The organism is Lysinibacillus sp. EB271-A1-10B, assembly GCF_058791335.1.
On record NZ_JBYTDL010000005.1, the window covers coordinates 55873 to 68099 of the forward strand.

Here is a 12227-nt window from a genome sequence, read left to right on the forward strand (position 1 = left end):
ATCTATTCCTCAAATCTCAAAGCAGAAATAATCGGAGGATCAGTTCTTGGAATTTTGCCGTCTAAAAACTGGTCTACTAGATCATTGTTATATTGATTGTAAACAAAACGAAGATGCTGTGGCATCCAATCATTACCTACCCAAAGTTTACCGTTTCCTTTTTGCGGATGATATTCTACTTGGTCAAGAGGTGTTGTAGTTAAAATTGTAGACAAATCCTTAGCAACTTGAACGACCGCCTTACAAGCAACATCATGAAGCTCATCTCCATAATCTAAATTTGGAACTGATTGATGGACAATATCTCCTCCATCTAAACGCGCTGATAATCGGTGTACTGTCATACCTGCCCAATTTGGTCGTAACATAAAGAATGGCCAAAATAGTGTAGTGTTTCCTTTATACCAAGGTGATAGTCCACCATGAATATTCCATGCATGCTCTGGTAAAACATCTAACAACTCGTCAGATAACTTATGTACCCCATAACTAATAGCTATATCAAATGATTGTGAAGCAACCCACTTAATTGTTTCCTCACTATTTAATTGTGCTAAAGACACATTTAAAGTTGGAATCTCAAGTTGTACTTTTTCATGTCCTACAAAATGGCGCTGTTCGGCTTCATCTCTATCTGCAAAATGTCGCATAAAATTCAAGCGATCGATTTCTTCTAGATTAGCTGGTGGTTGAGGGACAAACGCTTCTCGAACTTCCATAACATGAGCAGCTACTATACCTAATTCTGCTAGTTTATTCACTACAAATAAATGTCTCGGATGAGATCCTGTTAGTAATAATACTCTCACTAAAATAACTCCCTCTCCTCATAAAATGGACCTTCAAGTAATTGATGTTCTTTTAAGACATCAATTGAAATTTTATAATCCTCTAGTGAATAGTTTAAAGTTTTGGCAACATCGGATAATCTATGTTTCCCATCAGAATAACTTAAAAGTGTTAATACTTGATTTAATTGTTGTCGATTATCTATTTTTTTGCTATTAGAACTACCCCATGTCCCAGGAGCGTTTATATCAGGGTAAAGATCATACTTCCCTAGTTTTGGTTCACTAAATGGTTTTTTATTAATATAATAACCATCTAATTCTTGTAGCTGTAAAATATGTTCAATTTCATTGACACTATTTAATAAAGCTTCTATTGTCATATGCTCTTTTGTATCTAAAGAATTATGATAGCCTTGGTACGTTCCATATATCATTTTAGAGAACTGCCCTACTGGCAAATTAAAACCAGGTGAACAATATTGACGTTCATCTGAACCAAACAATGGTGTAAATGGACGTATTGAATAACTATGTTGTCCACTTTCATTTAAGTAGGTTACCAAATTATTAAGTGGTGCATTAATATTACGAGATTTCTTGTAACTAAGCGGATGCTCTTTTCCACCCAAACATGTTAATACTGCTCCGGAATACATATTTTCCTTTAAATGTTGTCCGTATTTTGATAAATATGCAATAGATCCTATTGTTTCAGGTAAAAAAACAAATCGATAAGTTAACTCTCTATTTTCCCATTGTTTAAGGCGATTATATAGAAAGGTTGCAACAATTGGTCCACTTAGTTCGTTATTTGCCATGGAAGGATGACAAATATATGTACTAATTAATACTTCTTTTTTTGATTTTCCCGGTAAAACAGCTTGAGCAAAGTTTAGCTCACCATCAATTTTTTCACTATCAATATACACATGGTACTGTCCATCTGGAAGAGCATCTACCTGATTTTGGCTCATACAAAAACCCCAACGATCCTTATAATAGGAAATAGCATAGGGCACGGCTTCTGGTAAGTGGGGAAGGGTATGAACATGTTTCTTTAAATCCTCTAAAGAAAGCCACATATCTATAGGTTCACTATAATTTATAACATGTAAATTTAAATCCTTTATATCAATGATTGTCTCATCATGCTCATCCTTAATCCAAGCTTCACGGATAACCCACTCTTTTGGAATTTCCCAATCAAATACTTCTGTACCTGTTGGAATTCCTTCCATTTCAAGTGGAATATATTCTTGTAGGATACGAATTGTTTCTCGAACACCCTCTCCTGTAATACTACGCATTATTGGAAAAAGTCGATCAAACAATTCGTCCATTTCTTTTAATTCATTCACAGTAATAACTCCCAACTTAAAGGTGTTCCCTTCTTCACATCTTGCTTAATAGTCTTTCCAAGTACTAATTTATAGTATTTAGTCGGTAGACCCAAACCTGGTCGAACATTTCGAAGATTCTCTTCTGTTAAAAAGTCACCTGCTTTTAAGTCTTCCCCTATATATAATGAACGTCGGAATTTAGTTGAGTCCTTTTCAGCTTCTGTTGGACCATATTGAATTTGCCCTAAGCTTTGCCACGCTCGTTCAGTTTCCTCTACAAGCATTTTTAACTCCTGTGGCTCCATTGAAAATGCAGAATCAACTCCTCCATCAGCACGAGAGGTAGTGAAATGTTTTTCAATAACAGTTGCTCCAAGCGTTACTGCAGCGACCGATACGCCAACACCCATCGTATGATCTGATAAACCAACCTCAGTACCAAATAGATCACGCATATGAGGTATGGTAGCTAAATTAGAGTTTGTTGGTGTAGCAGGGTATGTACTTGTACATTTTAATAATACAATTTGATGATTCCCTTCTGCTCTGGCAGCTCGAACTGCTTCATCAAGCTCTGCTGCAGTGGCCATACCAGTCGAAATAATAATTGGTTTACCAGTGCGAGCAACTTTTCGAATTAATGGAATATCCACATTTTCAAAGGATGCAATTTTATAAGCAGGTACATCAAGAGTTTCTAGAAAGTCTACTGCTGTTTCGTCAAATGGAGAGCTGAAAGCGAGTAATCCTAACTCTTTCGCCTTATTAAAAATCTCTTGATGCCATTCCCACGGTGTATATGCCTCTTTATATAAATTGTACAAAGAGTTACCTTTCCAGATATTGATATTATCCTGAATAAAAAACTCTCCTGTATGTACATCTAGTGTAATCGTATCCGGAGTGTACGTTTGTAACTTTAATGCATCAACCCCCGCCTCAGCGGCAAGTTCAACTAAGTGTAATGCACGTTCCAATGATTGGTTATGATTGCCTGACATTTCTGCAATAATAAACGGTTTTGTATGGCGACCAATCTCTTTATGCCCTATTTTTATCATTTCATCAACTCCATTATTTTGTACATCCAAGCATTTGGTTGCTTGTTTGCAGTTAATGCAAGCCCCTTAGCCCCCATTTCATTAACTGTAAGGCTACTTAGCAAATACTTATATGTATCTTCGGTTACTTCCTCATGCCAACCTAAATTGTTCACAATACTAAGCTTCTCTGCGTACTCAGTTGTTTCTCGTTGATTATCTGCTACAATCGTTGCACTTGAAGGGAGCCCAACATAGCATCGTTCCCACATCGTTGCTCCTCCAGTACCAATGGCAAAATCAGCTTGTTGCATGAGTATTGCCATATAGTCAATTTGACAATGAGAATGATACCCTCGCTTGTTACAGATAGATTCGATTTGTACTTTTGACGGATTGCCATTACCAACAACGATATCGACATGCTCAAAAATAAAATAATCAAGAGCCTGTAATACTTTCATTGTTTCATTTGTTGGATCGCTTCCTCCCATAAAGACAAGTAAACGCTTCACTATATCCCCGCGTTCCCTTTGCTGTTGCCGTACTTTAATAAATTCATCTCTTACAATTAAATACTGCGGTCCTAATAACTTTATACAATGCTCAGGTACAAGCCCGTCATAGCGTGTTGCATAATTTGGTATAATATTTTGATCCAACAGTACATCACATTCATGTGAACGAGCCAAATCATCTATCACAAAAATTTGTTTTGCATACTTTCGGATTGCTTGTTCCCATTCTTTACCGATCGAATAATGATCAATAATATAAAGATCCGCGTAATCTGCTTGTTTCAAATTGTCAAAGCCTTCTTGTGCCACAAAATCTATTATATTTCCGGGTAAAGGCTCCATCCAAAATGCCACATGACAGCCTGCTTCACGGAATTTCTTAGCAACAGTTAGGCAACGCATCACGTGACCGCTACCAATTTCAATTGAAGCATCTGCTCGAATTATGACTTTCACTTATATCACCGGCTTTTGCTCAATATGGGCATTCAAATTAGCTACTTCGGGATGATCATTTAAGTATTGTATGACATCTACACTCGATACAAGCGGATTGTTGAAATGCTTTGCTACATTATAAATAAGTGCATAATCTTCTTCTGTGTCTAATGTAATCCTTAAGTGTGGCGCATTACGATTGGTAGGTGCTTTATAGATCACCGCCTCAAATTCATTTTCAAATTCATAGGCATAGTACGTTACATGCTCGCGATGCCTTTCTTCCTTACCTGCTACATTAATATGTAATAGTGCCTGGTAAGAAATTAGTTCTACTGCAAGTCCGCGTGGCTGTTCTCCATCAATAAGAACAATATCCTTCTTCTCGTTTGTCATTAATTCAACGATTTCACTCGCCATTTCATAATCAACAAATGGACAATCAGACGTTACACGCATAACATAGTCTGGCTCGTACTCCTTTGCACAATCTACAAAGCGGAATAGGACGTCATTTTCTGAACCTCGGAAGCACCGAATATTATTTTCTAAACACCAAGTTGCAATCGCATCATCTTGAGGCATTGAAGTCGTTGCAACAATTACTTCTTGCACACCTTTTATTTGTGAACAGCGCCTTGTAACATACATCAGTACATTCGAATCTCCTACAGGTTTTAATATCTTTCCTCTAAGTCGAGTAGAACCTATTCTAGCTTGAATAATAACAATTGTTTTCAAAAAATCACATCCTAAGTTCACATAGAAATCTTCTACCTAAATCGTTCCATTATCGACATGCACTACTGTTCCCGTAATAGACTTAGCTTGATCTGAGAGTAAAAATAGTACGGTACTTGCTACACTCGAAACATCCGTTTCCTTTTTTAAAGAGGTTCTTTGATAAATACGTGCCTTTTGATCGTCTGTCAATGTCGAACTCATTGATGTTTCCATAAAACCTGGTACAACACAATTAGAACGAATTCCTTTGCTTCCCCATTCTCTAGCCGTATTTTTTGAAAATGCCTCTATTGCTCCCTTTGATGCTGCGTACATGCTCAAACCTTTATATCCTGTATGAGCACTGATTGAAGAAATATGCACGATTGAACCCTGTGTTTTATGCAATAACATATCTCTGATTGCATATTTTGATAGATGCATAGCTGAAAATACGTTCACTTGGAACATTTGCTGCAATTGTTGCACATTTAAATTAGAAACAATGTCGTCATAAGCCATTGCTGAATTATTAACAAGCCCATGAATTGGTCCTATTTTACGAATCTTATCCATGTACAACTGCTTAATTCCATCTACATCTGTTAAATCATAAGAAAGTGCTTTGAAACGATTTGGGTATTTTGCTAACAGTTCATCTGCTGCTTCTTCGCTTGAACGACTAATACCGATTACACCAAAATCTGTTTCAGATAGGATTTGTTGAACAATCTCTCTTCCGACACCTCTTGAATCACCTGTTACAATAATCCATTTCATTTTCTAACCTTCTTTCCAGTTCGTGTAATCAGTAGCTCATCCACGAACTTAATAATGCGCGGTACTTTCCATGCTTGTAAATGAGTTGTAGCAAATTGCTTTATTTCTTTTTTTAACTCTTTTTCATCCAATTCCTCGTACTTAATTACATCTGCAACAAGCATTTCTCCCGTTACACTATTTTTTTTCGACTTCACTACAACATCTATGATGCCTGGTACTTGCATAAGTAGATTTTCAACCTCTATTGGATTTACTTTGTAGCCCCCTACATTGATCATATCCGATTGGCGCGATTGAAATTTAAAATGTGTTTCATCAATGGTTTCAACAAAATCGCCCGTTTGAAACCATTCATTTTCTAATGAGTGTGTCTTTCCAAGTAAAGTACGATGTATACATAATTCCCTCTGTGCAGTGATTTTTACCAATTGCTTATATTCTGGGCTAATTTCAAAAACATCACCTTTTGCCGCAAACAAGCTCCCAGCCTCTGTAGATGCATATACATTTGTTATTTTTGAATTAGGAAAAGCATTCTTGATTTTCTCTTCTAAAAGCAAATCAAATTTTTCCCCACCAAATGTAACTCTTTCCATTATTGGATATGTTGTTCCTTGTAGATATGGAAGGATATTACGATAAAATGTTGCCGTTGCTGAAATATGTGTAATTTGATACGTTTCCATCAATATTTTTATATTACTCATAGACTTACCAAACATATAAATTAATGGATTTTGATTAAGAAATGCCTGAAAAAAAACTTGTATACCAGCCATATGTGTAGGGTTATATGCAAATGCCCAAACACAGTGTTCGAACTTTGCATGCACCTTTACATTTCTTGTCAGTGTATCGAAAGTATGGCCCATCTTTTTAGGACGTCCTGTTGTACCAGATGTATAGAGAGTTAGCATCCATTGCTCTATTTTGTAGATTCTCCGCATCACTTCATCCATATTTCGAAATTGAAGACGCTCATGTTTCAGTACTTTTGTTGTTAATAGATTTGTATCGACACCTAGTTCACTAATCTCTTGCTTCGAAAAATCCCCGTCTAATATTTCGAGTGGATAATCAAAAATCAAGCTATGGATAATCCCTAAAAAAACCTCATACGGATGGTTGTCTTTCACATATAAGTATGAATATCCTGCGTCCTTACTGTTCAAGTCCATTAACAATTGGTCATATGTATAAACGGTGTCATTATATACTAAAAAAATCTTATCCATATTATTTACCTTCAATTTTAGCTATAATTTCACCAACTGTTTGAACGATGCCGTCTTCAAAAATATCCACACTAAACTCGCTTTCAATTCGAACTGTTAATTCTGCTAACATTAAAGAATCTAATACAAGATCCTCTCGTAAATCCATTGAGTCCTCTAAAGTCTCAAGTGGCGCACGCCCATCTTCTTCTCGCATTTCATTAATGATTAATAATAATTGGTCCATTGCTCATTCTCCATTCGTTTTACTCTTCAAATTCGCCTATATATTTCTGATATTTATTTAATTGTAGCCAATCTTCTTTTAATAGCTCTAATAAATTCAAATCCCTGTATGAACCATTCTTTAAAATATGATCTTTATACATTCCTACCAGTCGATAGCCATGAAATAAATTCAACTTAAGGACATTATCATTTCCTTCCATCACTTCTGCAGTGATTTTATGGAAGTCAAATTTCGAAAATATGTAATTATAAAAATATGGTGGAATAATACCACCGTATAATCGATATTTTTCCTCACCGATATAAAAGCCCCAACTTGTTCTTTTATTCACATAATCTATATTATTTAAAGAAATCACCCCTACAGGTTTTTCTTTTATTTCAATTACCCAATAAAAATCTGTTGTAGAATTTGAGATTTTTCTAAACCACTCTTTTTGTTTCTCCATATCTTTATCAATATCTGTATTCATAAATTGAGTAACATCTTCCTTAGTCCGCCACTCCAATACTTGCTCAAGATGTTCTTCTCTAAGTTTAATAAAACGAATCATTTAGAACCTCCTTTAATATCTGACGTATTGTCAAAAAATATATAATAAATCGCTAATAAAACTTTGAGTTCCATGCGTCTGCATAAAAAAAGCAAGCCACCCCTCTTAATTTGGTGTTTGATGTAGTTACGACACAACACCAACTAATAAAAAGGAAGTGACAAGCTTTATACCTCCAATTATTAGTGTGTTTATTCCAAATAATCAAGTACCAAAAACTAATTATTACTCAATTATTAATTATTTCTCTTGATCGAGCTGTTGAAGCACATCCGGAACAGCCTATAAATAAAGAATATCGCAAGTTAATCGTCGATGATTTTGAGGCTTATTTCAATTTCTTACGCCCACAAGACTCACTTGAAGGCAAATATCCCAACGCTTGAAAAGATGCCTTATATGCCTGCATGATGGACAAAATTATTGGCTCTCGCACAAGCTGAATTTGCCGAATAATCCGCCTAATTTTTCCCCTTCGTCCCCAAAACTAGGCGCAAACCTTTTCGACTGTTTTTCAAGAGCGCTTGTGCTAAAAACTTAATCTAATTCACATGAAAATGTCTCCACCCAAATTTTAAAACAAATAATTCTCCAAACTAAAAAGTTAAAAGGCTTTTCACCATCTAATATTTTTTGGACTTCTAAAATTATATCTTCGTTTAAAATACCGTGAGATATTTCAACAGCTTTCTTAACAATCTCTATTACTTCTTCTTTTGACTCTTTTTTAAACCAAATCTCCTCAGGAGTAACAAATCCCATTTTATCGTTTCGATTTCGTATCTGCTCCGGTAAAATATCGTACATTGCATCTCTAAAAACTGCTTTTGTAATACCATTATTAATTTTAAATGAAGCAGGTAAACTTAGAATAAATTCAACTAAACGATAATCTAAAAAAGGAAACCTAGATTCCACTGAATGGGCCATAGAGTTACGATCTGCATACTGTAACAATTCAGGTAAATTAGTACTAAATAATTGTGCATATGACAGTTCATTTACAGTAATAACTTTTCCACCCAACTGAAGATACGGATCTTTATGTTTAACACCTAGTTTTTCTAAATCCAACCATACAGGAGACGGGTAATAAATTTCCACGTTTTCAGTAAGTTGAGGATTAATAATTTCATTAAACTTTTTTACGACTAAGTCTCTGCTTACATTATGAATATTGTTCAATGCATCAACTTCGCTTAATAATTTATCTAAATTGCCATCTTTAATAAGTCCAACTAAATGTGCTCCAAAATACGTTCCATAACCTGCTAACAATTCATCTGCACCTTGTCCATCAAGAACTACTTTATTTTCCTTACTAACCATTTCGAAAACTTCCCAGCTAGCATAAATACTAGTCGATCCAAAAGGCTCATCTTGATGCCATATTAGACTATCCATTGACTCTAATAAATTCTTTAACGTTGGAAACGTATAATTTGGCTTCGCCTTTGTTTCATTCAATACAAATTGAATGTATTCACTTTCATCATATTTTTTTTCATGGGCACAAGCAGAATAAGTTTGAAATTTTTCTTTTAACAGATGCTTATCTGCTGCACACACAATAGAAGACGAATCTATTCCACCTGAAAGTAAAAAAGCTGCTTCAACATCAGCTCTCAATCGTAATTGAATTGATTCAATAAACAAATCCTTTATCTTTGCTTTTGCCTCTTCATACGTTCCTTTAAAATTCTCTTCAGGAGGATAATACCATTTTTTGATTTCTAAATTCTCTTTATCCATGCTCTCATTATTTAAATCTAATATTAAAAAATGTCCACCCTTTAATTGATAAACATTTTTAAACATAGTTTCATTCGTATGATTGAATAGTCCCCAATACAAATAATCATATGTACGGGAACCATTAATTAAGGACTTCCATCCTGGTAATACAGTAAATTGTTTTATCTCAGATGCAAATCCTAACATTCCATCTTCAGAAAACCAATAATATAATGGCTTTACACCAAATCGATCTCTACTAGCAAATATTCTATTTCTCTTTACATCGTAGATAACAAATGCCCACATCCCATTAAATCGATGTAGACATTCCTCTCCCCATTCACAATATGCAGCTAGAATAACCTCGGTATCTGAATGTGTCGAAAATTTATAACCTTTATCTAATAATTCTTCTCTGATTTCTATGTAATTATATATTTCACCATTAAAAGTTATCCAATATTCTTTATTATGATAACTCATTGGTTGATGACCTAAACTGCTTAACTCTATAATAGATAGTCGCCTATGTCCAAACCATAATGAGCCATTAAGAAAATTCTCATAACCTTTTCCATCAGGTCCTCGATGAGCAATAACATCTGTCATTGCTTCAATAATATCACTATTTATTTTGTTTTTAGAATATAGAGCAGAAATACCACACATAAGATATTAATCCCTTCAAAATTAAAATTAGTTTTTAGAATAAATCTTTTCCAACTTTCTTGCTACAACTTTAATATCATGTACTTCTTCAGCATATTTTCTACTACGCGTACCAAGTTCATATCTTTCTTCAGGTGAAGTTTCTATCCAATATTTTAGGACGTTCTCAATATTATCTGGATTTGCATTAATAATCGGGAATCCTTTTGGATAGCCCTCTAAATGTTCATCTAAAATATAACAAATTACTGGTTTACCTAGAGCCATAGCCTCACAAGTAAATACTCCGTGTGCCCCACCACATAATTGATCAATAATTATATCTGCTTTTTTATATAATTCAATTGCCTCATTATGTGATTTATTTTCTATTAGAATAAACTTAAATTTATAGCCCTTACACTTCAAATTTTCAATTGCTTTAAGCACATATTTTGTACCTTTAAATGCTTGTTGACTAGGGGCATGAGCTATTATCAGTTCTTTTTTTTCCTCAAGATTTGGATAAACAGGTTGCAGAAAATCCGTATCAACTCTTTGTCCAATAATATGAATTTTATCAAAATATGGTGCCAAAAAATCATTAAAAGTGTGATCACTAAAAATTGCTACTCCATTAGTAAATTCTGACCATCTTTTCATTCTTTCAATATTTTCATGTTCATTTTCTTTATAACTATTTATGTAGTATTTATTCTTCTTACTTTCAATTAAAGGTATTCTAACTTCACTTCCCCAAAACTCAACAAATACCCTTTTCTTTTCATTAAGAAAAAATTCAACATCTTCATAGTCATGAAGGATAGGCATACCATAACTATAATGAATAACATCATAATTTTCATTTATAAAGTTCAATTTATCTCTTCTACTTTGTCTTCTTTTTTCTTGACTTTCAAAAAATTCAAAGTAAAAATCATTTTGATATCCAAAGGGATGTTTATATACTAAACTATCCGCTTTTAAGTCTATTCTTCTTAAACCTTCAACGGTTAAACCTAACTGTCCAGCTATTTCAATAGGAGTATGCAGAATTCTCATAAAAATCCCTTTCTAAACTTAATTTAAAATAGTTTTTGTAATAGATATTATTTTTTCAATTTCATAATCTTTTAATGCTGGATATATAGGAATAGAAATTACAGAATCAAATATATTCTCTGCATTCAAAAAATCACCTGAAACATTATAAATTTGATGTAATAATGCATCTACAGGTTTTCTTATTAAAATTCCTTCTTCTTCAAATCTAGCTTTAACATACTCAATATTAAGATTTTTTAGTTTCAATAGATATCTATAATTAGCATCATTATTTTTAGGTTTTATAATAGTAGCGTTCTTCAAATATAAAAATTCATTATTATAGATATTAGATATTTCCATTCTTCTATTTAGAAATTTGGACAATTTTAAAAACTGACTTAACGATAAACTGGCTGCTATTTCAGACATTGGAAAGTTAAACAGAGAATAATAAACATTTTCTCCCATCATATATCTTTTATAAGTATCTAAATATTTTTTATTATTAATGAGAACTGCTCCACCTTCACTACCTCCTAGCATTTTTATGGATTTAAAAGACATAATTGATATATCTCCATAGCTCCCTACTGGTTGCGAATCAATGGTTGCCCCTAAACCTTGAGAAATATCTTCAATTATAGGAATCTCCAATTTTTTTAAAGATTTTATATCTCCACTAATACCAAATAAATGGGGGAAAATAATAGCATCTATCTTATATTTTTTTATAATTTTTTCAACCTTTTCATAAGACAACGTATAATTATTGACATCTATATCTGCTAAGATAGGATTTAAATTCAAAAATTTAACAGATTCAAATACCTCTTTACATACGTATGTAGGTAATAACACATTATCATTAGGTTTCAAACCAATTATAATTAGAGCTAATAACATTGCTGTTGCCCCTGAAGACGTTAATTCTACTTCTTTTGTTGAATAGTACTGCATAAGTACATTCTTTAATTCTTCTGAATTATGCCCGCCACTTGCTGTATAAAAGCAATCCAAACATGCATTCAATCTTTTATAGTCATCCTCTTCATAAAGAGGTTTCGAATGAAGTATCAATTTATTCAATATGTATCCCTTCAATCTGTACTTTAATTAACTTGTTATTAAATAATTTTAAATTATGA

General features: G+C 33.5%; 12 protein-coding genes. All 12 read right to left on the reverse strand.

What is annotated here, in order from left to right:
* Positions 1-2 precede the first annotated feature (2 nt).
* Positions 3-809 (reverse strand): formyltransferase family protein, encoded by an 807-nt coding sequence (locus AC3WSK_RS09165; RefSeq protein WP_427481800.1) that lies wholly within the window; start codon positions 807-809, stop codon positions 3-5.
* Complete coding sequence (locus tag AC3WSK_RS09170; RefSeq protein WP_492411769.1) at positions 809-2149, reverse strand: DUF4910 domain-containing protein; 1341 nt, start codon at positions 2147-2149, stop codon at positions 809-811. The genes AC3WSK_RS09165 and AC3WSK_RS09170 overlap by 1 nt, the downstream gene beginning before the upstream one ends.
* Entirely contained in the window at positions 2146-3192 is a 1047-nt protein-coding gene (gene pseI / locus AC3WSK_RS09175; protein ID WP_492411771.1) for a pseudaminic acid synthase, read from the reverse strand. Before pseI ends, AC3WSK_RS09170 begins: the two co-directional genes overlap by 4 nt.
* Positions 3189-4145 (reverse strand): UDP-2,4-diacetamido-2,4,6-trideoxy-beta-L-altropyranose hydrolase, encoded by a 957-nt coding sequence (pseG, locus tag AC3WSK_RS09180; RefSeq protein WP_492411773.1) that lies wholly within the window; start codon positions 4143-4145, stop codon positions 3189-3191. The genes pseI and pseG overlap by 4 nt, the downstream gene beginning before the upstream one ends.
* On the reverse strand, positions 4146-4868 hold the full coding sequence (locus tag AC3WSK_RS09185; protein WP_492411775.1) for a cytidylyltransferase domain-containing protein: 723 nt from the start codon (positions 4866-4868) through the stop codon (positions 4146-4148).
* Positions 4869-4904: 36 nt separating this feature from the next.
* Positions 4905-5630, reverse strand: coding sequence for an SDR family NAD(P)-dependent oxidoreductase (locus AC3WSK_RS09190; RefSeq protein ID WP_427481792.1), 726 nt, complete (start codon positions 5628-5630; stop codon positions 4905-4907).
* Positions 5627-6868: an AMP-binding protein gene (locus AC3WSK_RS09195; protein ID WP_492411778.1), complete on the reverse strand. Its 1242-nt coding sequence runs from the start codon at positions 6866-6868 to the stop codon at positions 5627-5629. Before AC3WSK_RS09195 ends, AC3WSK_RS09190 begins: the two co-directional genes overlap by 4 nt.
* A 1-nt stretch (position 6869) precedes the next feature.
* A complete protein-coding gene (locus AC3WSK_RS09200) occupies positions 6870-7094 on the reverse strand; it encodes an acyl carrier protein (protein ID WP_427481789.1) in 225 nt (74 codons plus the stop codon).
* A gap of 19 nt (positions 7095-7113) precedes the next feature.
* Positions 7114-7650 carry a UDP-4-amino-4,6-dideoxy-N-acetyl-beta-L-altrosamine N-acetyltransferase gene (gene pseH, locus AC3WSK_RS09205; protein ID WP_492411780.1) on the reverse strand — a complete coding sequence of 179 codons (537 nt, stop codon included), beginning with the start codon at positions 7648-7650 and terminating at the stop codon, positions 7114-7116.
* 537 nt (positions 7651-8187) lie between these two features.
* A complete protein-coding gene (gene asnB, locus AC3WSK_RS09210) occupies positions 8188-10056 on the reverse strand; it encodes an asparagine synthase (glutamine-hydrolyzing) (protein WP_492411782.1) in 1869 nt (622 codons plus the stop codon).
* A 27-nt stretch (positions 10057-10083) separates the two neighbouring features.
* Positions 10084-11097, reverse strand: a complete 1014-nt coding sequence (locus AC3WSK_RS09215; protein ID WP_492411784.1) for a glycosyltransferase family protein — start codon at positions 11095-11097, stop codon at positions 10084-10086.
* An 18-nt stretch (positions 11098-11115) separates the two neighbouring features.
* Complete coding sequence (locus AC3WSK_RS09220; protein WP_492411786.1) at positions 11116-12168, reverse strand: DegT/DnrJ/EryC1/StrS family aminotransferase; 1053 nt, start codon at positions 12166-12168, stop codon at positions 11116-11118.
* Positions 12169-12227: the final 59 nt, after the last annotated feature.